This window comes from Thioalkalivibrio sp. ALE30, assembly GCF_000377465.1.
Lineage (GTDB): Bacteria > Pseudomonadota > Gammaproteobacteria > Ectothiorhodospirales > Ectothiorhodospiraceae > Thioalkalivibrio.
Genome location: NZ_KB898170.1, coordinates 95,970 through 119,261, shown reverse-complemented (window position 1 = coordinate 119,261; position 23,292 = coordinate 95,970). Strand labels below are relative to the sequence as shown.

Annotated in this window: 19 protein-coding genes and 1 riboswitch; of the genes, 10 read left to right on the top strand and 9 right to left on the bottom strand. The window is 67.6% G+C overall.

Going from position 1 to position 23,292, the window contains the following annotated elements:
- Positions 1-103: 103 nt before the first annotated feature.
- The 6 genes from gyrB to D107_RS0105430 all read left to right on the top strand — a co-directional run bounded on the left by gyrB (position 104) and on the right by D107_RS0105430 (position 8,516).
- A complete protein-coding gene (gene gyrB, locus D107_RS0105455; protein ID WP_018880943.1) occupies positions 104-2,533 on the top strand; it encodes a DNA topoisomerase (ATP-hydrolyzing) subunit B in 2,430 nt (809 codons plus the stop codon).
- Positions 2,534-2,568: 35 nt separating this feature from the next.
- Complete coding sequence (locus tag D107_RS0105450) at positions 2,569-3,084, top strand: hypothetical protein (protein ID WP_018878237.1); 516 nt, start codon at positions 2,569-2,571, stop codon at positions 3,082-3,084.
- A 129-nt stretch (positions 3,085-3,213) separates the two neighbouring features.
- The gene (locus tag D107_RS0105445; protein ID WP_018880942.1) at positions 3,214-5,262 is read left to right on the top strand and encodes a M3 family metallopeptidase; all 2,049 of its coding nucleotides are present in this window, start codon (positions 3,214-3,216) and stop codon (positions 5,260-5,262) included.
- Entirely contained in the window at positions 5,259-6,026 is a 768-nt protein-coding gene (xth, locus tag D107_RS0105440; protein ID WP_018880941.1) for an exodeoxyribonuclease III, read from the top strand. The genes D107_RS0105445 and xth overlap by 4 nt, the downstream gene beginning before the upstream one ends.
- 42 nt (positions 6,027-6,068) lie before the next feature.
- Positions 6,069-7,532, top strand: coding sequence for a 4-hydroxy-3-polyprenylbenzoate decarboxylase (gene ubiD, locus D107_RS0105435; RefSeq protein ID WP_018867601.1), 1,464 nt, complete (start codon positions 6,069-6,071; stop codon positions 7,530-7,532).
- 3 nt (positions 7,533-7,535) lie between these two features.
- Positions 7,536-8,516, top strand: a complete 981-nt coding sequence (locus D107_RS0105430) for an alpha/beta fold hydrolase (RefSeq protein WP_018879273.1) — start codon at positions 7,536-7,538, stop codon at positions 8,514-8,516.
- On the opposite strand, the gene D107_RS0105425 is transcribed toward D107_RS0105430, so the two are convergent.
- On the bottom strand, positions 8,513-9,100 hold the full coding sequence (locus D107_RS0105425; protein ID WP_018880940.1) for a hypothetical protein: 588 nt from the start codon (positions 9,098-9,100) through the stop codon (positions 8,513-8,515). The two genes, D107_RS0105430 and D107_RS0105425, sit on opposite strands and share 4 nt — an antisense overlap.
- 178 nt (positions 9,101-9,278) lie before the next feature.
- Here D107_RS0105425 and D107_RS0105420 point away from each other — a divergent pair, with 178 nt between their 5' ends.
- Complete coding sequence (locus D107_RS0105420; RefSeq protein ID WP_018880939.1) at positions 9,279-10,307, top strand: CDP-6-deoxy-delta-3,4-glucoseen reductase; 1,029 nt, start codon at positions 9,279-9,281, stop codon at positions 10,305-10,307.
- Between the two features lie 230 nt (positions 10,308-10,537).
- Here the strand turns inward: D107_RS0105420 and D107_RS0105415 are convergent, their stop codons facing one another.
- From D107_RS0105415 to D107_RS0105400, 4 genes are all read right to left on the bottom strand, one after another.
- A complete protein-coding gene (locus D107_RS0105415) occupies positions 10,538-11,368 on the bottom strand; it encodes a uroporphyrinogen-III synthase (protein ID WP_018867597.1) in 831 nt (276 codons plus the stop codon).
- A 4-nt stretch (positions 11,369-11,372) separates the two neighbouring features.
- Positions 11,373-12,317: a hydroxymethylbilane synthase gene (hemC, locus tag D107_RS0105410; RefSeq protein ID WP_081618404.1), complete on the bottom strand. Its 945-nt coding sequence runs from the start codon at positions 12,315-12,317 to the stop codon at positions 11,373-11,375.
- Positions 12,318-12,452: 135 nt separating this feature from the next.
- Complete coding sequence (locus tag D107_RS0105405) at positions 12,453-13,175, bottom strand: LytTR family DNA-binding domain-containing protein (RefSeq protein WP_018879277.1); 723 nt, start codon at positions 13,173-13,175, stop codon at positions 12,453-12,455.
- Positions 13,172-14,203, bottom strand: coding sequence for a sensor histidine kinase (locus tag D107_RS0105400; protein WP_018880938.1), 1,032 nt, complete (start codon positions 14,201-14,203; stop codon positions 13,172-13,174). The genes D107_RS0105405 and D107_RS0105400 overlap by 4 nt, the downstream gene beginning before the upstream one ends.
- Positions 14,204-14,318: 115 nt before the next feature.
- On the opposite strand from D107_RS0105400, the gene argH reads away from it, so the two are divergent.
- A complete protein-coding gene (gene argH, locus D107_RS0105395; protein ID WP_018867593.1) occupies positions 14,319-15,767 on the top strand; it encodes an argininosuccinate lyase in 1,449 nt (482 codons plus the stop codon).
- A 57-nt stretch (positions 15,768-15,824) separates the two neighbouring features.
- Here argH and D107_RS0105390 read toward each other — a convergent pair whose 3' ends face one another.
- Positions 15,825-16,328 (bottom strand): hypothetical protein, encoded by a 504-nt coding sequence (locus D107_RS0105390; protein ID WP_018867592.1) that lies wholly within the window; start codon positions 16,326-16,328, stop codon positions 15,825-15,827.
- Positions 16,329-16,473: 145 nt separating this feature from the next.
- On the opposite strand from D107_RS0105390, the gene D107_RS0105385 reads away from it, so the two are divergent.
- The gene (locus tag D107_RS0105385) at positions 16,474-17,982 is read left to right on the top strand and encodes a YdiU family protein (protein ID WP_018880937.1); all 1,509 of its coding nucleotides are present in this window, start codon (positions 16,474-16,476) and stop codon (positions 17,980-17,982) included.
- A gap of 42 nt (positions 17,983-18,024) precedes the next feature.
- Here D107_RS0105385 and D107_RS0105380 read toward each other — a convergent pair whose 3' ends face one another.
- Together D107_RS0105380 and D107_RS0105375 are read right to left on the bottom strand one after the other, a co-directional pair.
- A complete protein-coding gene (locus D107_RS0105380; RefSeq protein ID WP_018879281.1) occupies positions 18,025-19,284 on the bottom strand; it encodes an inorganic phosphate transporter in 1,260 nt (419 codons plus the stop codon).
- A gap of 32 nt (positions 19,285-19,316) precedes the next feature.
- Positions 19,317-19,997 (bottom strand): TIGR00153 family protein, encoded by a 681-nt coding sequence (locus tag D107_RS0105375; protein WP_018867589.1) that lies wholly within the window; start codon positions 19,995-19,997, stop codon positions 19,317-19,319.
- A gap of 100 nt (positions 19,998-20,097) precedes the next feature.
- Positions 20,098-20,195: riboswitch (TPP riboswitch) on the top strand.
- Positions 20,196-20,272: 77 nt separating this feature from the next.
- Between D107_RS0105375 and thiC the strand changes: the two genes are divergently transcribed.
- Entirely contained in the window at positions 20,273-22,162 is a 1,890-nt protein-coding gene (thiC, locus tag D107_RS0105370; RefSeq protein WP_018880936.1) for a phosphomethylpyrimidine synthase ThiC, read from the top strand.
- A gap of 30 nt (positions 22,163-22,192) precedes the next feature.
- On the opposite strand, the gene D107_RS0105365 is transcribed toward thiC, so the two are convergent.
- The gene (locus D107_RS0105365) at positions 22,193-23,290 is read right to left on the bottom strand and encodes a diguanylate cyclase (RefSeq protein WP_018879284.1); all 1,098 of its coding nucleotides are present in this window, start codon (positions 23,288-23,290) and stop codon (positions 22,193-22,195) included.
- Positions 23,291-23,292 lie beyond the last annotated feature (2 nt).

Sequence of the window (23,292 nt, the reverse complement as noted above, 5' to 3'; positions counted from 1 at the left end):
ATGGACGCCCCGACGCTCCCGCGGCCTCTCGACGCCCCCCCACCGGTCGCCCCCGTCTTTGCGCTATACTGGCGTGTCTGCAACTCGCCGGATGACCACCTGCATGTCCGATATCGAATCCCAAGATCCCTCCGCCTACGATTCTTCCCAGATCCGTGTCCTCAAGGGTCTCGATGCCGTGCGCAAGAGACCCGGGATGTATATCGGCGACACCGATGACGGGACGGGCCTGCACCACATGGTCTTCGAGGTCGTCGATAACTCCATCGACGAGGCCCTGGCCGGTTACTGCGACAGCATCGAAGTCACGATCCACGAGGACAACGCGGTCTCCGTCAGCGACAACGGCCGTGGTATCCCGGTGGATATCCACGAGGAAGAAGGCACGTCGGCGGCCGAGGTTATCCTCACTGTCCTGCACGCCGGCGGGAAGTTCGACAACAACTCGTACAAGGTCTCCGGCGGGCTCCACGGCGTGGGTGTCTCGGTCGTGAACGCCCTGTCGGAAGAGCTGCGCCTCGAGATCCATCGCGACGGCAAGCGCCACGAACAGACGTATCACCTCGGGGTTCCCGCCGCACCGCTGGCCGAGGCCGGCACGACCGACCGTCACGGCACCCGCGTGTGGTTCCGACCCAGCCCCGAGATCTTTACCGATATCAACTTTCACTACGAGGTGCTGGCCAAGCGTCTGCGCGAACTGTCGTTCCTGAACTCCGGGGTCCGCATCACCTTGCGCGACCATCGCGACAACCGCGAGGAGACGTTCGTCTTCGAGGGCGGGATTCGGGCCTTCGTCGAGCATCTCAACCAGAAGAAGACCGCGTTGCATCCCACCGTGGTCTATGCCGACCAGATGCGGGATGACTATGCGGTCGAGGTGGCGCTGCAGTGGAATGACTCCTACCAGGAGAATATCTTCTGCTATACCAACAACATCCCGCAGCGCGATGGTGGCTCCCACATGGCGGGCTTCCGCGCGGCGCTGACGCGAACCATCAACCAGTACCTGGAGACCGAAGGCCTCATCAAGAAGGCCAAGGTGGCCACGGCGGGCGACGACATGCGCGAGGGCCTCACGGCCGTGCTGTCGGTGAAGGTGCCTGATCCGAAGTTCTCCTCCCAGACCAAGGACAAGCTGGTCTCCTCGGAGGTCAAGCCGATTGTGGAGAGTGTGCTGTCGGACGCCCTCAACAACTTCCTGCTGGAGAATCCGCAGGAGGCCAAGGCGATTACGGAGAAGGTCCTGGACGCCGCGCGTGCTCGCGAGGCCGCCCGCAAGGCCCGCGAGGTGACCCGCCGCAAGGGGGCCCTGGATATCGCCGGGCTCCCCGGCAAGCTGGCCGACTGCCAGGAGAAGGATCCGGCCCAGTCCGAGCTCTACCTGGTGGAGGGCGACTCCGCGGGCGGATCGGCCAAGCAGGGGCGGGACCGTCATTTCCAGGCCATTCTGCCGCTGAAGGGCAAGATCCTGAATGTCGAACGGGCGCGTTTTGACCGCATGCTCGGCTCGGCCGAGGTCGGGACCCTGATTACCGCCCTGGGCTGCGGTATCGGCAAGGAAGAGTACGACCCGGACAAGCTGCGCTACCACCGCATCATCATCATGACGGATGCCGACGTGGACGGCTCCCATATCCGAACCCTTCTGCTCACGTTCTTCTTCCGCCAGATGCCGGAGCTGATCGAACGTGGCCATGTCTATATCGCTCAGCCACCGCTGTACAAGATCAAGCGTGGCAAGCGCGAACAATACGTGCGCGACGAGGCCGAGATGGGCGAGATCGTGATCTCTCTGGCCCTGGATGGTGCCGCGCTTTATCCCAGCCCGGATGCCCCGCCCATTACCGGCGAGGCCTTCGAGGATCTGGTGAAGGGCTACCAGAAGGCCGCCCGCGCGGTCGAGCGCCTGGGCCGCATGTACGACCCGCGCATCCTCTGGGCGATGCTCGAGGCCGACGCCATCCCGGAGCCGCGTAGCGTCACCAATCCGGAGGTGCAGGCCTGGTTCGGCCGCATCCTCGAGGGGCTCTCCAGCGACAAGGCCGGCGCGACGCGCTACAGCCTGGGGGCAGTGACCGACCGCGACGGCCATGCCCAGCTGAGCCTGGACCGGATCGAGCACGGCGCGGCCCTGTCCCAGTACATCAACGACGATACGCTGGCCTCGCGTGATTTCCAGGCTGTGCTGGACCTCTCCGCCCGACTCAATGCGTTGCTGGACGAAGGCGCCTACATGAAGCGCGGCGAGCGGGTCCACCTGATCGAGGGATTCTCGGAAGCCATGGAATGGCTCCTGCACGAAGGCCGCCGCGGCCTGGCCACCCAGCGTTACAAGGGTCTGGGCGAAATGAACCCGGACCAGCTGTGGGAAACCACCATGAATCCCGAATCCCGCCGCCTCCTGCAGGTGCGTGTCGAGGACGCGATCCGGGCCGACGAGATCTTCACCACCCTGATGGGGGACCAGGTCGAACCCCGACGCGACTTCATCGAGACACGGGCGCTGAGCGCGGAGAACGTCGATATCTGACGGGCCACGCCTCGCCCCGAATGTAGCCCCTGCGCATGGAGGTCCTGGCTGTCATCCTCACGCTGGTGGTCCTGAGCCTCGTCGGCTTCCGGGTGCACACCCACCTGGCAATCCACGAACGCCGGGTGGTATCCGCCTGGAATCGCCTGGACACACTGCTTACGCAACGCAACGGCCTCCTGCACATGATGGGATTGGCCGACCCCGATCCGCTCGTCGACGTCCAGACCGCCCTGCGTGCGCAGGAGGCTGCCCGACGCCGCGGCGATCTCCCCGCGCTGGCCCGAACCGAGCGCAGCATTCGAGCCACGTGGGACACCTATCTGTATGAATTATCGGAAGAAAAAGAATCTGCACCGGTCCTTGCCGGGCGTACCCCGGAACGGGTCGCAGCCCTGGATCAGGCCATTACCGACGCCCTCGCGCGATACAACGCCGCGGTAGCCGACTTTTCCGCCCTGCGCAGGCACTGGGCCCTGGGTCCCCTGGCGCGCCTCGCGGGCTATCAAACCTTCGATCCCATCGGACCCCCACCGGACACCTCGGCCTGAACCGGCTTGCATCCCCAGGGGGAACACCCTCCCGGGGATGCGGTCCGAATGGCATAATCCGCAGGCAGTCGCGCCCGCGTGCCATGACCGGTTCGCGCGACCCTGGCTCACCCGACCCCTGGAGAGACCGTGTCCAATCCCCTGCTGCAGACCGACCGGCTGCCCGCCTTCCGCTCCATCGAACCCGAACACGTGCTGCCGGCGGTGGAAACCGTGCTGGTCGAGAACCGAACCGAGATCGACCGACTGGTGGAAGCGGCCGGGGATCACCCGAGCTGGGATTCGCTGATCCGGCCGCTGCAGGAACTGGACGCCCGTCTGGATGCCGTCTGGTCCCCGGTCGGACACCTGAACGCGGTGATGAACGGCCCCGCGATCCGCGAGGCCTACAACGCCAGCCTGCCCCTGCTTTCCGACTATGGCAGCTGGGTTTCGCAGCATCAGGGACTGTACCGCGCCGTCCGTGCCCTGGCCGACAGCGACGAATATGGAGATCTCCCGGCCCCCCGGCGCAAGGTCCTGGACGACATGCTGCGCGATTTTCATCTCAGCGGCGTGGACCTTCCCGAGCCCCAGCGCGACCGGCTGCGCGCGATCAACGCCCGGTTGTCCGAGCTCACTGCTCGTTTCGAGGAGAATGTGCTCGATGCCACCCAGGCGTGGACCTGGCAGACCGATGATCCCGCGGCCCTGGCGGGCATCCCCGAGTCGGATCGCGCCATGCTGGCCCAGAACGCCCGCGACCATGATCAGTCGGGCTTCGTCGTCACCCTCGACATCCCGAGTTACCTCGCGGTGATGACCCATGCCGAGGATCGCGAGCTGCGTTACCGGGTTTATGAGGCCTTCACCACGCGAGCCTCCGACCGCGGGCCGGGGGCCGGCAACCATGACAACTCCGAGATCATGGTCGAGATCCTGCAGCTGCGCGCGGAAAAGGCAGATCTGACGGGCTTCGCCCACTATGCCGAGCGTTCGCTGGCGACCAAGATGGCCACCAGCGCCGAACAGGTCGAAGGGTTCCTGCTGGATCTTGCCCACCGCGCACGCCCCCGGGCGGAACGCGACCTCGAGGAATTGCAGAGCTTTGCGCGGGACGAGCTCGATCTGGAGACGCTGGAGGCCTGGGACATGGCCTTCGCCGCGGAGAAGATGCGCGAACGGCGCCTGGGCCTGAGTCAGGAGATGCTGAAGCCCTATTTCCCCGCCGACCAGGCCGTGAACGGCCTGTTCGGCCTGGTCCAGCGCCTGTTCCAGGTCCGCTTCGAGCCCGACGACAGCGTCGAGACCTGGCATGATGATGTCCGCTTCTACCGTATTTTTGACGCGAAAGGCGCGGAACGCGCCGGCTTCTACTTCGATCTCTACGCCCGCAAGAACAAGCGCGGGGGCGCCTGGATGGATGTCTGCCGCAACCGCTTTGTCTCGGGTGATCGCGCCCAACTGCCGGTCGCGTACATGACCTGCAACTCCACCCCTCCGGTGGACGGCAAGGCCGCCCTGTTCACCCATGACGAGGTGATCACCCTGTTCCACGAATTCGGGCATGGACTCCACCACATGCTGACCCGCGTCGACGAACCGGACATCGCCGGCATCAACGGGGTCGAGTGGGATGCGGTGGAACTCCCCAGCCAGTTCATGGAGAACTGGTGCTGGGAGCGCGAGGCCCTGGACCTGTTTGCCCGTCACCACGAGACCGGGGAGGCGATGCCCGAGGACCTCTACCAGCGTCTTCTGGGCACGCGTCACTTCCATGCCGCCCTGCAGCTGCTGCGCCAGGTCGAGTTTTCCCTGTTCGATATGCGCCTGCACGCCGGTCCGCCCCCGGGCGACGCGGCCGCCATCCAGCACCTGCTGGAGGCGGTTCGGGAAGAGATCGCGGTGGTGCATCCGCCGGAATTCAACCGCTTCGCCCACGGCTTTGGCCACATCTTCGCCGGCGGCTATGCCGCTGGCTATTACAGCTACAAGTGGGCCGAGGTCCTGTCCGCGGATGCCTTTGGCCGCTTCGAGGAAGAAGGCCTGTTCTCCCCGGAAGTCGGCGCCGCCTACCTGCACGAGATCCTCGAGGCGGGAGCCTCGCGGCCCGCCGCTGATTCCTTCCGGGCGTTCCGGGGTCGTGATCCCCAGATCGATGCCCTGTTGCGCCACAGCGGCCTGGAGGACGCCGCGTGAAGATCGCCAGCTGGAACGTCAATTCGCTGAAGGTTCGCCTGCCGCAGGTGCTCGAGTGGCTCTCGAGCTCGCGCACCGACATCCTGGCGCTGCAGGAAACCAAGCTGACCGACGAGAACTTCCCCGTGTCCGCCATTCAGGACGCCGGCTACCAGGTGGTGTACTCGGGCCAGAAGACCTACAACGGCGTGGCGATCCTGTCGCGCACCGAGGCGACCGAGTTCGTCACCGATCCGCCCGGGCTCGAGGATGCCCAGCGCCGTATCCTGGCCGCCACCATCGGCGACATCCGCGTGGTCAACCTGTACGTGGTCAATGGCGAGAACGTTGGCACCGAGAAATACGCCTACAAGCTCGACTGGCTGGCACGCATGCGCGACTGGCTGGCCGACGAGATCGCTCGGCATCCGAATCTGGTGGTTCTGGGCGACTTCAACATTGCCCCCGACGATCGTGATGTCCACGACCCCGAGGCCTGGCACGAACGCATCCTCTGCTCCACGCCCGAACGCGAGGCCCTGGCAGCCCTCACCGGTCTGGGCCTGGTCGATACCTTCCGCGCCTTCGACCAGCCGGAGGCGGAGTTCTCCTGGTTCGACTATCGCGCCGCGTCGTTCCGCCGCAACCGCGGCCTGCGGATCGACCTGGTCCTGGCCAGCGCGCCACTGCAGGCGCGCCTGCAGGCCGCCGGCATCGATCGCGAACCGCGCTCCTGGGAGCGTCCTTCCGACCATGCCCCGGTCTGGGCGGAATTCTCCGACTAGCCGAGACCACTCACCGGCCCGCCTGACCACTGGGAGCGACCCGTGAAGTACAAGGATCTGCGTGATTTCATCGACGGCCTCGAACAGCGCGGCGAGCTGCGTCGCATCACCCGCGAGGTGGACCCGAACCTCGAGATGACCGAGATCGCCGACCGCGTCTTGCGCGCCGGCGGCCCGGCCTTGTTGTTCGAGAACCCCACCGGATCCGACATCCCGGTTCTGGCCAATCTCTTCGGTACTCCCGAGCGGGTGGCCATGGGTATGGGCGAGGACTCGGTCGAGGCTTTGCGTGAGGTGGGACGTCTGCTCGCCTTCCTCAAACAGCCGGATCCGCCCAAGGGGTTGAAGGCCGCCTGGGAGCAGTTGCCGGTCTTCCGCAAGGTCCTGGACATGGCCCCGAAGAAGACCCGCGGGGCCGCCTGCCAGCGCCATGTGATCGAAGGCGACGCGGTCGACCTGTCGACCCTCCCGGTGCAGACCTGCTGGCCCGGGGACGCCGGGCCCCTGATCACCTGGGGCCTGGTGGTTACGCGCGGCCCCGAGAAGTCACGCCAGAACCTGGGCATCTATCGCCAGCAGGTGATCGGTCGCAACCGGGTGATCATGCGCTGGCTGTCGCATCGTGGCGGCGCGCTGGATTTCCAGGAGTGGACCCGCGCCCATCCCGGCGAGCCGTTCCCGATTGCCGTAGCCCTGGGCGCCGACCCCGCCACCATCCTCGGCGCGGTCACCCCGGTGCCCGACACCCTGTCGGAATATGCCTTTGCCGGCCTGCTGCGTGGCAGCCGTACGGAGGTTACCCGTTGCATGGGTTCCGACCTCGAGGTGCCGGCGTCGGCCGAGTTCGTGCTGGAGGGCCATATCCACCCGGGCGACACCGCGCCCGAAGGCCCGTTCGGCGACCATACCGGCTACTACAACGAGGTCGACGAGTTCCCGGTGTTCACCATTGACCGGATTACCCACCGCGACGACCCGATCTATCACTCCACCTACACCGGCCGCCCCCCGGATGAACCCGCCGTCCTCGGCGTGGCCCTGAACGAGGTCTTTATCCCGATCCTGCAGAAGCAGTTCCCGGAGATCGTGGACTTCTACCTGCCCCCCGAGGGTTGCTCCTACCGCCTTGCCGTAGTCTCCATGCGCAAGCAGTACCCGGGCCATGCCAAGCGCGTGATGATGGGCGTGTGGTCGTTCCTGCGTCAGTTCATGTACACCAAGTTCGTGATCGTGGTCGATGACGATGTGAACACCCGCGAATGGAATGACGTGATCTGGGCCATCACCACGCGCATGGACCCGGCGCGGGATACCACGCTGGTGGAAAACACCCCGATCGACTACCTGGACTTCGCCTCCCCGGTGTCCGGGCTCGGATCGAAGATGGGCATGGACGCCACCTCCAAGTGGCCGGGCGAGACGGATCGCGAATGGGGGCGGCCAATCGCCATGGACGAGGCGGTGAAACGCCGGGTTGACGAGATCTGGGATGACCTGGGGTTATGACGCGTGAGCCGCCGCGCTGTCCGGGCCGGTGGCTGGCTGCTGCCGGGCGTGCTGCTGGCCCTGGCCGGCTGTGCCGCCGTCCCGGAGCGTGACTCGATGCGGGCGGACTCAACCCCTGCAGAGCAAACCCCCACCGCGACCGCGATTGCGCCCGACCGCATCCGCCACTGGCCGGCCGATGCCCCGGCCGCGGTCGTGATCGCCCTGCACAGCTTCCGCGACCATGCCGGGGCGTATGCCTCCCTCGGTCCGTGGCTGGCCGAACGCGGGTACAGCGTTCACGCCCTGGATCAGCGCGGGCATGGCGCCAGCGAGCCGCATGGGCGCTGGCCCGGGATGCAGCCCGTGATCGAGGATGTGGTTGCGATGGTCCATGCCGCCCGCGCGGAGGATCCGGACCGGCCCGTCTTCCTGCTGGGGGAGAGCATGGGGGGCTCGGCCGCACTGGCGAGCCTCGCGACGTATCCGGAACTCGATGTCGCCGGCGTGATCGCGGTGGCCCCGGGCCTGCGTGGCGGCATACCCGCGCGCGGGTTCTGGGACGCCGCGGTGCGCACCGGCGAGACCCTGGCCGGGGGCCTGACGCTCACCATCGACCCCGACTACGCCGACAGCCTGGACCCCGCCGCGGTGGAGCGATTCGCCAACGACCCGCAGGTCATCCGCCGAGTGCGGTTGGATACCTATGCCGGCGTGGTCTGGCTCGCGCAGTACGCCACCGATTACATCCACCACGTGACGGTCCCGGTAGTCTATTTGTGGGGCGAGCAGGACGGGACGATCCTGAAACCCTCGGTATGCGCCGCCGCCCGCGCGCACCCCGGGCATCGGGCGGAGGTCTGGACCGAACCGCACTGGCCGCACCTGCTCCTGCACGCCCCGGACTGGCCGACCACCGCCACCCGTCTGGTCGACTGGATGCAGCGGGTGACGGACGACGCACCAGGCCCGCGGGTTGCGCGGGCTCCCGCCGCCTGCGACTAGTCGCCCAGGTGGGCGCCATCCTCCGGCGCCGCCGACCAGGTCGCGATATCGCGGCCCATCGCCTGTACCGTGCGGCCGAGCACCGAGCACGACCCCTTGAAGCCTCCAAACGCACCGCCACCGGAGAAGCGCCGCGAGGTAAAGCTGGCCTCTTCCTCACCATCGCTGTAGAGCGTGCCGGCGGCCTCGGTGACCTTGCGATGGCCGATCCAGGCATTGCCGCCACTGACCGCGTCGGTCAGTTCCACCACCAGTACCTGACCCCCGGCGGAGGGGTCGACGCTCGCCTCGCGTTCGAAGCGCAGGCCCTGGTCGGCGCCATAGTGGGCGATGAACTCGGAGAACTGTTCCTCCAGGTTGCACTCCTGACGGATATTGCTGGCGATGGTGGCATCGGCACTGTAGGGCACCGAATGGGCGACCCGGATCACCGGTGCGTCCGCCGGGACATCCGCGGTCGCGGCCGGGGCGTCGGCCTCGGCCTCCGCCGCGCGGTCGCTGGCATCGGTGGAACGGGTTTCGTTGGAGGCACAGCCTGTCGCGAGCAGCAGGCCGGCCCCGGCCGCAATCAGCAAATGACGCATGGCATTCCCTTGTCGTTTTTGTGGAACGTATCCGATTCTGCCCAACCCGCTCGCGGGGCGAAACCCCCAGGGCTGGTTTCCGCGAGATCTCCATCCGGGCCACCCGGCGGGATTGCGGTTGCTTGCGTTCCGCTTGCTACTGGCGAGAATGATCGGCTTTCCGCGACCGGGGGTTTCCATGGCGTTCGATGTCACCATTCAGCCCAGTGGCCACGTGTTCGAGGTCGAGGACGACGAGACCGTCCTCGAGGCCGCCCTGCGCCAGGGCTATGCGTTTCCCTACGGCTGCCGCAATGGCGCCTGCGGCTCCTGCAAGGGGCGGGTCCTGCAGGGCGAAGTCGATCACGGACCGACCCGGCCGCAGGGCATCACCGACGCCGAACTGGCCGACGGCATGGCCCTGTTCTGCCAGGCCGTGCCGGTGGACGATCTGGAGATCGAGGTGCGCGAGATCGGCGCCGCCCGGGATATCGTCGTCAAGACCCTGCCGTGCCGTGTGGCGGAGCTGAACCGCCTCGCGGACGATGTGATGGAGCTGCGCCTGCAGCTACCGGCCACCGAACGCCTGCAGTTCCTGGCCGGGCAGTATCTGGACGTGCTGCTGAAGGGCGGCGACCGCCGCAGCTACTCGCTCGCCAACGCCCCGCATGACGATGCCCAGCTGGTTCTACACGTGCGGCAGATGCCGGGCGGGCGTTTCTCCACCATGGTGTTCGAGGAGCTCAAGCCCAAGGCCCTGCTGCGCATCGAGGGCCCGCTCGGCAGTTTCTTCGTCGACGAGGAATCGCCGAGGCCGCGCCTGTTCGTCGGCGGCGGCACCGGTTTCGGTCCTCTGAAGGGCATGCTCGATCACCTGGCCGCGGAGGGGCTGGATCGGGCGCACCACCTGTTCTGGGGCGCGCGCGGGGCGGAGGGCATCTATGCCCCGGACTGGCTCACCCGAATGACGGACGAACACGCCGAGCATTTCCGCTTCACGCCGGTCCTGTCCGATACCCCGGCCGAGACGGCCGCCGGTTTTGCCGCGGTCAGCGGCTGGCCGCACGACGCGGTGCTCGCTGAATATCCGGACCTGTCCGGCTTCGACGTCTACATGGCCGGGCCTCCGGCCATGATCCACGCCGCCCGCGAGGCCTTCCGCGCCGCCGGCCTGCCGCCGGAGCAGCTCTACTACGACAGCTTCGAGCCCGCCACCCCGGCCGAGTAAACCCGCCGGCGTTCGCAGGGCTTGTTCACCACGAAGCGCACGAAGGCACGAAGAAATTCAAGGGCGAAAAGCCTGAACAGGAAGACGCGAAGAAGGAAGATTTCTTGGCGGCATCAGAGAGTTCCCTGACGCTGGTGCTTGCAAGGCGTTGATCGTTTGGTCAACGCCCAAGCTGTAGAACCTTCCGATCTTCCAGTCTTCCTGTGAAAGGCTCTTGTCGTGGTGGATGATCAGGTGCGGTCCGTGCGTAGTTGGTCTGCCAGGCGGTGGACGGCGGCCAGCATGGCGGTGTCGGTGGGGTCCTCGGCGGTTTCCACCGCGGCCTTGAAGCCGAGTTCCCGCGCGATCTCGGCGATGCGCTCGCTGCCGACCACCAGCGGGGTCTTGCGCAGCCACATGCGGCCCAGCTTGCCGACCATCTCGTAGAGGTTGCGCAGGCCCTCGCCACTGGTGATGGTGATGATGTCGATCTGCCCGCGCGAGAAGGAATACATCAGTTCGCCGGTATCGCCCTCGGGGCGTCCGCGGCGGTAGGCCTCGGCAAAGGTCACCTCGGCGCCGCGTTCCTTCAGCGTGTCGCCCAGCAGCTCGCGCCCGCCGTCCCCGCGGAAGATCACCACGCGCTTGCCGGCCACGTCCTGCATGGCCTCCTGCGCCAACAGCGCCTCGCTGTCGAAACGCCGCGGGGGCAGGATATCCGCCGGGCGACCGAAGCCCTTCAGCTCCTGCGCGGTGCGGTTACCGATGGCGGCGATCTGCGTGGTCGCCGGCCAGTCGCGCTCCGCCAGTGCCAGGTTGAGTACGCGCTGCACCGCGTTCGGGCTGATGAACACCGCGATGTCGAAGCGGTCCAGCCGCTCCAGGATCTCGCGCAGGTTGGTGGGGTCGCTGGGGGCCAGGATCTCCAGCACGGGGAAACGGATCACCGTTGCGGCCTCCGCCGCCAGCGCCTCGCAAAAGGGCTCGGCCTGGGCGGCCGGGCGGGTCACCAGGATGCCGAGGCCGGCCAGCGGACCCTGACCCTCGGTGGCCACGGCGTTCTCGTCTGCGGATGCGGTCATGCGTCTACCCCTTCGTGTCCTGGCCGTGTTCGCGGTGGGCGGCCGCGAGCAGTTCACCCGCCCCCAGTTCCAGCAGCATGTCCGCGAGGCGAATCCCCAGGGCCTCGGCCTCGCCGCGCGGCCCGTCCACCTGGCGGCGCAGCAGGCGGCTGCCATCCACCGCGCCCACCAGTCCGTCCAGGTGCAGCTGGTCACCGTCCAGCGTGGCATGGGCCGCCAGCGGCACCTGGCAGCCGCCCTCCAGACGGCGGTTGAAGGCGCGTTCGGCACGCACGCGGTCGGCGGTGTCGGGGTCGTTGAGAGGCGCAATCAGGTCGCCGATCGCGCGGTCGCCCGCGCGGCATTCGATGGCGATGGCCCCCTGGCCGACCGCCGGGAGGCTGACGTCCGGCTCCAGGCAGGAGCGGATGCGTTCGTCGAACCCGAGGCGCTTGAGCCCGGCCGCGGCCAGCAGGATCGCGTCGTACTCGCCGGCATCCAGCTTGCCCAGGCGCGTGTTCACGTTGCCGCGCAGGTCGCGCACCTCCAGGTCCGGCCGCCGGGCCCGCAGCTGGCACTGGCGGCGCAGGCTGGAGGAGCCCACCCGCGCGCCCTGCGGCAGCTCGTCGACATGGGCGTAGCGGTTGGACACGAACGCATCATGCGGGTCTTCGCGGTCCAGGATCACGGGGAGTTCCAGCTGCTCCGGGAGCTCCATCGGTACGTCCTTCACCGAGTGCACCGCGATGTCGGCGCGGTCCTCCAGCAGCGCGATCTCCAGCTCCTTCACGAACAACCCCTTGCCGCCGATCCGGGCCAGCGGCGAGTCCAGCACGCGGTCGCCCTGGGTGGTCATGCCGACCAGTTCGACCGGACGCTCGGGTTCGCGGGCGCGCAGGCGGGCGGCGACATGTTCCGCCTGCCACATGGCAAGCGGGCTCTTTCGGGTGGCGATGCGTACAGGCTTCATGGGTTGTCCGGGCGAGCCACGGCGCAGGCGGCCGGGCGTTCAAAACGCACTAGTATAACGATCATGGCGGTCGGCCCCGAATCCCGCGCGTTTCCCCGGCCTTGATCCGCCGGATGTCCGGGGCGGGCCAGGTAGTCAGGTGCCGTTGCGCAGGTACTCGCGCACCCGCGGGAGCTGGCGGCGGCTGATCGGCATCGGGTCCAGGTCGTCGTGGAACAACAGGCGGTTGTCGGTAGGTCCGAGGGTTTCGATCCCCTTGATCGACGCCTTCACCGCCAGGCAGCCGCGGTGCACCCGCAACAGCGCCGGGCCGTAGAGACTCTCCAGATCCCGCAGGCGGCCATCCACAAAACCCGCCAGGCGCGCGGAACGCGCCATCACGTAGCCGCCCTCGGCGATGAAGATATCGACCCGCTCCAGCGGGACGCGCTCCTCGCGCCGACCCACCGTGATGTGCACCTCGTTGGGAAAGGTTTCGACCCGCCCCTGCTTCTGTTGCACCGCGCGCTGCAGCGCCTGGTCCAGTCGTTCGCGGCGTACCGGCTTCAGCACATAGTCGCGCACCCCCGCCTCGAAGGCCTCCAGCGGGAAGCGATCATGGGCGGTGACCAGGATCACGGTCAGCCCCGGGTCGGCGGCATGCAGGCGCCGCGCGAGCTCCAGCCCGGTTTCGCCGGGCATGTCGATGTCCAGCAGCAGGGCATCCGGCGTGTGGTCTCGCAGGCGCGTCTCGACCTCACCGGCGTGCGCGGCCTCTGCCACCACACGATGCCCCAGCTCCCGGGCCAGAGCGCTCAGGCGCTGGCGGGCGATGGGTTCATCGTCGGCGACCAGCAAGTCCAGTGGGCGGTCGTTCATGGGGTTCCCTCCCGGGTCGCGAGGGGCAGCCGGATGCGGACCTCGAACGCCCCGTCGCCCCCCTCGGTTTCGAAGTGTACCCGTTCACCGAAGGCATGCTGCAGTCGCAGCCGCACGGCCTCGGTGCCGGTCCCGGTACCCTCGCCGCGGGCCTGCGCGTCCACGCTGTTGCCGAGGATCAGCGTCACCCGGCCCGAGTCCATGCGGCAGCGTACCCAGATGCGGCCCGCGCCGCGCGCCGGGGCGATCCCGTGCTGGATGGCGTTCTCCGCGAGCGGCTGCAGGAACAGCGTGGGCACCGGCACGTCCAGTCCGGCATGGTCGGGACAGTCCCAGTCCAGTTCCAGGCGTTCGCCGAAGCGGGTCTGCTCGATCCCGAGGAAGGCGCGGACCAGCTCCAGCTCCTCGCGCAGCGAGTGGCGGTCCCCGGTTGCGAAGGTGGCGCGGAACAGGTCCGCCAGATCCAGGGTGATCTGCTCCGCCCGTTCCGGGTCACTGCGGCACAGGCCGGCGATGGTGTTCATGCTGTTGTAGAGAAAGTGCGGGCGCAGGCGGGCGCGCATCGCCTGTTCGCGGGCCGCGGCCACGGCCCGGGTCTCGCGCTGCCAGGCCGCCTGCAGGTAGAGGTAGTGCATCGCCACCAGGCTGAGGATGGTCGCCACACCGATCACCGGCCAGCGCAGGGCCGGGTCGGCCAGCACCAGCTCCTCCGCCAGACGATAGACGATGGCCGTGTTGGCGATGGGCACCAGCGGCGGCAGCACGATCTGGGCGGTCAGGGGGAGCCGGTGCAGCGGGCGCTTCAGGGCGCACAGGATCAGAAGGCTGGTCAGCGCCACCCAGAAGATGAACAGGGCGTGCAGCGCCAGGGCCGACAGCCAGTCCTGCCCCCCGCCGCGCAGCAGGGCGATCGCCAGCGCCAGCAGCACGGCGACCATCAGCACCCGCAGCAGGGTCTCCGCGCTGCAGAAGTCCGGCAGCGGCGACAGCTCCCCGTTGGTCTGCCTGGCGGAGTCCCCCTGGGCCATGCGTCAGTTGCTCCCCTGGTACCGGGCCTCGTTCCGGGGACGTGGTCGTGCCATGTTCACCCCCCCTTTGTGCCCGTATACTTCCGTGTCTTTCCAAGTCCCTTCAGGAAGCACCATGACGCAGGATTCCCCGCACGACAAGCCAGCCGCCACACCCGCCGCCTCCGGCGAGGCCAAGCTGTGGGGCGGACGCTTCTCCGAGCCGACCGATGCCTTCGTCGAGCGCTTCACCGCCTCGGTGGCGTTCGACCGCCGTCTGTATCGCGAGGACATCCAGGGCTCCCAGGCCCATGCACGCATGCTGGCGAAGGTCGGGGTGCTGACCGACGCCGAGGCCGCGCAGATCCTCGAGGGGCTGGACGCGATCCGCGACGAGATCGCCGCCGGTGCGTTCGACTGGCAGGTCGGGCGCGAGGACGTGCACATGAACATCGAGGCACGGCTGATCGAGCGTATCGGTGACGTCGGCAAGAAGCTGCACACCGGGCGCTCGCGCAATGACCAGATCGCCACCGACATCCGGCTGTGGCTGCGTGCGAGCATCGACGACATCCTGCGCCTGATCCGCGGCTACCAGGACGGTCTGGTCGCCCTGGCCGAACGCGAGGCGGAGACGGTGATGCCGGGCTTCACCCACCTGCAGACCGCGCAGCCGGTCACCTTCGGCCACCACATGCTGGCCTGGTACGAGATGCTGGAGCGCGATGCCGAGCGCCTGCGTGACGCGCGTCGTCGGGTGAACATCCTGCCGCTGGGCGCGGCCGCGCTGGCCGGTACGCCGTATCCGCTGGATCGCGAATACACGGCCGACTTGCTGGGCTTTGATGGCGTGACCCGCAACTCCCTGGACGCCGTCTCCGATCGTGATTTCGCCATCGAATTCACCGCGGCCGCGGCGACCCTGATGATGCACCTGTCGCGCCAGGCCGAGGAGCTGGTGCTGTGGACCAGCGCCCAGTTCGCCTTCATCGAGCTACCGGACCGCTACTGCACCGGTTCCTCGATCATGCCGCAGAAGAAGAACCCGGACGTGCCCGAGCTGGTGCGCGGAAAGACCGGCCGCGTCTATGGCCACCTGATGTCCCTGCTGACCCTGATGAAGAGCCAGCCGCTGGCCTACAACAAGGACAACCAGGAGGACAAGGAGCCTTTGTTCGACACGGTCGATACCCTGCTCGGGTCGCTGCGCGCCTTCGGCGACATGGTGCCGAACCTCGAGGTGCGGCGGGAGAACACCCTGGCCGCGACCCGCAAGGGCTTTGCCACCGCGACCGACCTGGCGGACTACCTGGTCGGACGGGGCGTGGCCTTCCGCGACGCCCACGAGGTGGTCGGCCGGGCGGTGCGCATCGCCCAGGAACGCGGGGTGGATCTGGCGGAGCTGCCGCTGGCAGAGCTGCAGGCGATCAGCCCGGCGGTGGGCGAGGATGTCTTCGCGGTGCTGACGCCGGAGGGCTCGGCGGCGGCGCGCAACCTCACCGGGGGGACCGCCCCGGACCAGGTCCGCCGCCAGGCCGCAGCGGCGCGCGAACACCTGGCCGCGCTGGCCCGCGCGGATACCTGACGCAGAGGGCCTTGCCGGACGGACACGGGGAGAGCGCGACCCCGTTCGCCGCGAGCCTTACCTGCGATCCAGCGTGGACTCCAGCACTTCCCAGTGCACGTTGCCGTGGACGACCTCGTAGGCCAGCAGCAACTGGCCATGCGCGGAGTCACCCTCGAAGTTCGCCAGCACCCATTGGTGGTTGAGTACGTGGATGCCGTCGCGGCGGAAGGCGTATTCCTCGCCCGCCGGGGCCTCGTGGGGGATCAGGTCGGTCTGCGGCATCAGGTCGTCGGCCAGGCGCTCATTCGGGCGCACCATGCCGCGGCGTTGCAGGTCCTGGATGTGGGCGTTGGTCAGACCCAGTTCCACCGGGCGCGGCACTTCGTGGCGGGTGTACTGCTGCAGTTGCATCTGCGCCTGCAGCAGGTCGCGGTTGGCCTCCGACAGATCCTGTTCCAGACCGTTGCCGCGGGCGATGTAGATCGCCAGCACGACCACGAAGAACAGCATGAAGCCGAGCCACACCAGGCGTTCGCTGGTCTTCAGGTTCTGCGGCTTGGGGTTGTCTTGTTCGGACACGGGGCTTGCCTCCGGGATGCATGCGGACGGCCGGTGGCCACGGGCCCCGGCCGGGGAATGAACGTGCGACCGCCGTGGGTTCCTGAACCGGGGTCGTTGCGACGCGCATGATAACCCCTGACACCGCAACCTGCCGAGCTGCCCCATGTCGGTCCACGACCCTGCACAATCTGACCTCCCCGAAACGGAACTGGAGTGGATCAACCGCTTCGCCCGGTTGCCGGAGGCCTTTTATGACCGGCCCGCCCCGGCCCCGTTTCCCGGCGCCAACTGCCTGGCCGCAAGTCCCGACATGTGCGATCGCCTGGACCTGGACCCGGCCGCGTTGGAGCGCGATCCGTGGTTGGGGGCCTGTACCCGGGGGAGCGAGCTGCCGGGCGCCGAACCCCTGGCATCGGTGTATGCCGGTCATCAGTTCGGAGTATTCGTGCCACAGTTGGGGGATGGTCGCGCCAAGCTGCTCGGCGAGGTCCGAACTGCCCGGGGCGAGACCTGGGAACTGCAGGTCAAGGGGGCTGGACCAACCCGGTACTCGCGAGGGGCGGACGGTCGTGCGGTTGTCAGGTCCTCGGTGCGCGAGTACCTGGTCTCCGAGGCGATGGCGGCGCTGGGTGTGCCTACCACGCGGGCCGTGGCGCTGTTTGGTTCCAGTCTGCGGGTCTATCGCGAGCGCATCGAACCGGGGGCCATCGTGCTGCGGGCGGCGCCGTCCTTCCTCCGCTTCGGCCATTTCGAGTACTTCCACTACAACGGCTACAGCGCGCGCCTGCAGGAGCTGATCGACTATGCCCTGGCGCACGACTATCCGGAGCTGGTGGATGCCGAAGATCCGGTGGCTGCGATGCTGGAGGCGGTGATTGGACGCACCGCGGAGATGATCGCGGACTGGCAGGCCATCGGGTTTTGTCACGGGGTGATGAACACCGACAACATGAGTCTGGCCGGGCTGACCATCGACTATGGTCCGTTCGCCTTCATGGATGCCTTCGACCCCAGCTACATCTGCAACCACACCGACCAGGGCGGGCGCTACGCCTTCGATCAGCAGCCGCAGATCGCGCAGTGGAACCTGATCCGCCTGGCCGAGACCCTGGTGATTTACTTCGCCGACCCTACCCGGGAGGCGGCGATCGAGCGCGCCAAGGCCTTGCTGGAGGATTTCCAGCCGCAGTACCGCCGTGCCTGGCTCGCGCGCATGCGGGCGAAACTCGGCCTGCAGGCGGCGCAGGAAGGCGACGAGGCCCTGATCCAGGACCTGCTGGCCCGCATGGCGGCCGAGGGCGTGGACTACACCCGATTTTTCCGCCAGTTGCCGGATCTGGAGCAGGCGGAGACGCGCGCGCAGCTGGAATCGGAACTGGAGGATCGGGCCGCCTGGCAGGCATGGTGGTCGCGCTACCAGGCACGCCTGGCGCAGGAAGCCCGGGCGGCGGATGCCCGCCGGGCGGCGATGAACGCGGTCAACCCGAAGTACATCCTGCGCAACCACCTGGCGCAGGCCGCAATCGAGCGGGCCGAGGCCGGTGATCCCTCCGAGGTGCTGCGCCTGCAGCGGATTCTCGCCCGGCCGTTCGACGAGCAGCCCGAGTTCGAGGCCTATGCCGATCTGCCCCCGGCGTGGGCCAGCGGCATCCAGCTGAGTTGTTCGTCCTGACCGGACGGAATGCGTGCGGGGTGTGGAATGATTGCCCCGAGCTTACCCGAGGATGCCGCGCAGGATGTAGAAGTAGACCACCGCGAGGATGGCCCCGGCCGGCAGGGTCACGATCCAGGACAGGAAGATCATCCGCACCAGCCCCAGGTTGATCGCGGCGATCCCGCGCGCCAGGCCCACCCCGAGGATCGCGCCGACCAGGGTGTGCGTGGTGGAGATCGGCAAGCCGGTGCCCGAGGCCAGCACCACGGTCGCCGCCGCCGCGGCCGTGGCCGCATAGCCACGACTGGGCGTGAGCTGGGTAATGCCGGTGCCGACGGTCGCGATGACCTTGTGGCCGTAGGTGAACAGGCCGAAGACGATCCCGAACCCGCCCAGCAGCAGCACCCACATCGGCACGACCGTCTCGGTGCTCACATCGCCGGTCTGGATCACGTCCACGACCGCGGCTAGCGGCCCCACCGCATTGGCGACGTCGTTGGAGCCCAGGGCGAAGGCCATCGCGCAGCCGGTCACCACCATCTGGACGCCGAACACCTTCTCGACATTGGCAAAATGGGAGCCCTCTTCGCCCACGCCCGTGGGGTCGTCGAAGCGCAGGCGGCGGATCGCCATCATCCCGAGCACGACCACCACCGCGCTGATCAGAATGGCGAAGCCATAGGCCTGCAGCGTCGTCAGATCCAGCCCGACATGGGTCAGCCCCTTGAACATCGTGACCAGGGCGGTGACGAAGGCCGTCAGGAAGATGTATAGCGGGGCCCAGCGCTTGGCGTTCTTCAGCGGATCGACGGTGTCCAGGATCAGGATCTGCACACTGCGGAACAGGGCAAACGCAATCATGCCGCCGACCATGGGCGAGACCACCCAGGACATCGCAATGGTCCCGACGCGCTCCCAGCGCACCACCTCGAACCCCAGCCCCACCACGGCAAAGCCGACGATCGCGCCGATGATGGAGTGGGTCGTGGAGACCGGCCAGCCGAAGTAGGAGGCCACGAGCAGCCATGTTCCGGCTGCGGCCAGCGCGGCCAGCATCCCGTACACGAGCAGTTCGGGGTTGTCCGCCATCAGGCTGGAGTCGACCATCCCGCTGCGGATGGTCTGGGTGACCTCGCCGCCGGCGAGCCAGGCCCCGGAGAATACGAAGATCGCGGCGACAAAGACCGCCTGGCGGATGGTCAGCGCGCGCGAGCCGACCGAGGTACCCATCGCATTGGCGACGTCATTGGCGCCGATGCCCCAGGCCATGAACAGGCCGAAGATCACTGCAAGGCCGAGCAACAGGGTGCTGTATTCCATGCGGTCCTCGGTTCCTTACTTGGTATGGCCTGTTACTTCGCCAGCATCAGTTGCAGGCGGCTGCCTACACGCTGGGCCAGGTCGGCCAGCTCGCCGATCGAGTCGATCACGCGGTACATGAAGATCACGTTAACCGGGGGCAGCTCCGCCTCCTGGGCGAACAGGATCTCGCGCACCTCGCGCTGGGCCTCGTCGGATTCGTGCTCGATCTGGTCCAGTTCGGTAAGGATGCCGTTGACGACCTCGACCTCGTGTCCGCGGAAACCCGCCTCCACCAGTTCGTCCAGTTCGTTGATCGCCCGACCGGCCTGATCGACCGCATCCACGCTGCGGTCGAGGAAACGCTTGATCGGTTCCCGCATGTTGTCGGGGAACTGCATCTGGCGGCCCAGCATCAGCCCGGCGATGTCCTTCGCCATGTTGGCGATGCGATCCTGGATCAGCAGGGTATCCAGCACGTCGCGGCGCGACATCGCCAGCATCATGCCCTTGGGCAGGTGCAGCCGCAGGTCCTTCTTCAGGCGGTCGGCCTCGCGCTCCAGCTTCGCGATCTTGCGCTGCTGCTCGCGCGCGGTCTCCCAGTCATCGCGCGCCATGGCCTCCATGAACGGGGGGAGCTCGGCGATGCAGGCGCGGATCTTCTCCATGTGCGCCTGCAGCGGGCGCACCGGGGAACGGCCAAACAGCTCGAAGACGAAGTTCTTGGGGGACATGGCGGCGCGAAGGTTGTCACAAAGCCATAATCTAACGCAAAACACCGTGGCCCGCGCGGACTTGTTCGTGTCGAGGCCGCCGTTCTGCGCTAGACTCTTGGATCAGAGCTGGGGGTGCCCGCCGTGGATGCGGGCTGAGAGAGTCCCCTTGAACCTGAACCGGTTAACACCGGCGGAGGGAAGCTCGGTCAACGGTCTGCTGTACCCGGGGTCCCTGCCCCCGCGATCGCCCTGCCCGCGCTCCCTTCGCCTCACGCGACAGCAGAGGTCCGATCATGAGCGCCATCCCCGAGTCGTTTGCCCGCAAGACCGCCGAGGTCTCCGCGGAGGTCACCCGCCCGTTCCCGAACTCCGAGAAGCGCTACGTCGAGGGGTCGCGCGCGGACATCCGCGTGCCGTATCGCGAGGTCGCGCAGACGCCGACGATGACCTCCGGCACGCCCGAGGAGAACCCGCCGATCCCGGTGTACGACACCTCCGGCCCCTACACCGACCCCGAGGCGAGCATCGACCTGCACCGGGGCCTGGCGGACCTGCGCGGCCCGTGGATCGACGAACGCGCGGACACCGAGTGGCTGGACGGCCCGAGCTCGGAGTACGGCCGCGCCCGCGCCGCCGACCCGGAGCTGGCCCGCCTGCGCTTCGAGCACATCCGCCCGCCGCGCCGCGCGAAGGCCGGCGCGAACGTCTCGCAGATGCACTACGCCCGGAAGGGCATCATTACCCCGGAAATGGAGTTCGTCGCGATCCGCGAGAACAACCGCCTCGAGGCGCTGCGCGCCGACCCGCGCTACCAGAAGTTGCTGCGGCAGCACGCCGGGGAGTCCTTCGGGGCCTCCATCCCCGAGGAGATTACCCCCGAGTTCGTGCGCGAGGAGATCGCCCGCGGCCGCGCGATTATCCCCGCCAACATCAACCACCCGGAACTCGAGCCGATGATCATCGGCCGCAACTTCCGGGTGAAGGTGAACACCAACATCGGCAACTCCGCGGTCACCTCCTCGATCGAGGAGGAGGTGGAGAAGCTCGTGTGGTCCGCGCGCTGGGGCGGCGACACCCTGATGGACCTGTCCACCGGCAAGAACATCCACGAGACCCGCGAGTGGATCCTGCGCAACTCGCCGGTGCCGATCGGCACCGTGCCGATCTACCAGGCGCTGGAGAAGGTCGACGGCAAGCCCGAGGACCTGACCTGGGAGCTGTTCCGCGACACCCTGATCGAGCAGGCCGAACAGGGTGTGGACTACTTCACCATCCACGCCGGCGTGCGCCTGCAGTACGTGCCGCTGACCGCCGACCGGGTGACCGGCATCGTCTCCCGCGGCGGCTCGATCATGGCCAAGTGGTGCCTGGCGCATCACCAGGAGAACTTCCTCTACACCCACTTCGACGAGATCTGCGAGATCATGAAGGCGTTCGACGTCTCCTTCTCGCTGGGCGACGGCCTGCGCCCCGGCTGTCTGGCCGACGCCAACGACGCCGCCCAGTTCGGCGAGCTGGAGACCCTGGGCGAGCTGACCCAGAAGGCCTGGGAACACGACGTGCAGGTGATGATCGAGGGCCCCGGCCATGTCCCGCTGCAGAAGGTGAAGGAGAACGTCGACAAGGAGCTGGAGGACTGCTTCGAGGCGCCCTTCTACACCCTCGGCCCGCTGGTGACCGACATCGCCCCGGCCTACGACCACATCACCTCCGGCATCGGCGCGGCCAACATCGGCTGGTACGGCACCGCGATGCTCTGCTACGTGACACCGAAGGAACATCTGGGCCTGCCGAACAAGCAGGACGTGCGCGACGGCATCATCACCTACAAGATCGCCGCCCACGCCGCCGATCTGGCCAAGGGCTTCCCCGGCGCGCAGCTGCAGGACAACGCACTCAGCAAGGCGCGCTTCGAATTCCGCTGGGAGGACCAGTTCAACCTGGCGCTGGACCCGGAGCGCGCACGCGAATTCCACGACGAGACCCTGCCGAAGGATGCGCACAAGGTCGCCCACTTCTGCTCCATGTGCGGCCCGAACTTCTGCTCGATGAAGATCACCCAGGACGTGCGCGACTACGCCGCGGCCCAGGGCATCTCGGAGGACGAGGCCCTGAAGAAGGGCCTTCAGGAAAAGGCGGTCGAGTTCGTCGAGAAGGGCGCGAAGATCTACCGCGAGGTGTAGGCCAGCGGGGCTGGCCCGGGTCAGGACGCCCTACCGCACCTCGATGCGGTCGCGGCCGTTCTCCTTCGCCGCATACAGGGCCTGGTCGGCACGATCAAAGGTGTCGACCCGGCTTTCACCCGGCCGGTATTCGGTCACGCCGAAGCTCGCGGTGCGCCGCCCGACCGTCTCGAAGTCGAAGGCATTGATACGGGCCTGCAGGTCACGGGCGACCCCCTGTGCCTGCGTGACGGGCGTCTGCGGTAGCAGCACGAAGAACTCCTCGCCCCCGATCCGGCCGATCGCATCCACCTCGCGCAGATTCTGGCGCAGCAGGTCCGCGAACTGTCGCAGCACGCGGTCACCGGCACTGTGCCCCCAGGTATCGTTCACCGCCTTGAAGTGGTCGATGTCCATCAGGATCACCGAAAACGGTTCGCCGTAGCGCTCGGTGCGGGCCCGCTCCGCCTCGAACAGGCGCTCGATATGGGCGCGGTTCCATAGCGAGGTCAGCTCGTCGACCTGCGCCGAGCGTTCCAGCTGGCGTTGCTGCAGGAAGCTGTGCTTGCGCGCATGCTCCAGCATGAAGGCACTCAGCGCGCCGAAGCTGAAGGCGGCCAGCACCCACAGGAGATGCAGCTGGATCAGCTCGCCCTGCATGGGATCGCGGAAGGCGGCGACAATCACCAGGGCCACGATGGCGGTGGCGGCCATCGTGGCCGGGCGCAGCGGCAGGCCCGATATCGCGAAGGTCCACATGATGCTGAGGTAGATCTCGGGGGCGAACACCAGGAACTGCGGCGACCCGGTGTTCAGATAGAGATTGGCGCCATTCGCGATCACCGGCGCTACCATCAGCAGGGCCCACATCGGCCGTTGCAGGGGGGCCCGCAGGCTCATCGCGGCCACCGCCAGCAGCAGGCCGGGCACCAGCATCGCATGCGCGACCAGTCGTTCGCTGTGCAGGTCCGCCGCCACAGACTGTTCGACGGCGCTGAACAGGAGGTACATCAGGGCCGTCAGCAGCGCGACATAGCGGACCTGCGGGATGCGCGCCTGGCGATGCCAGGCGTCGAACGCCTGTTGAACCGCGGTGTCTTCCCGGTGCAGCGGGTCCCAGAGGGCCCGTGGGCGCCTGGTGTTATCCAAGC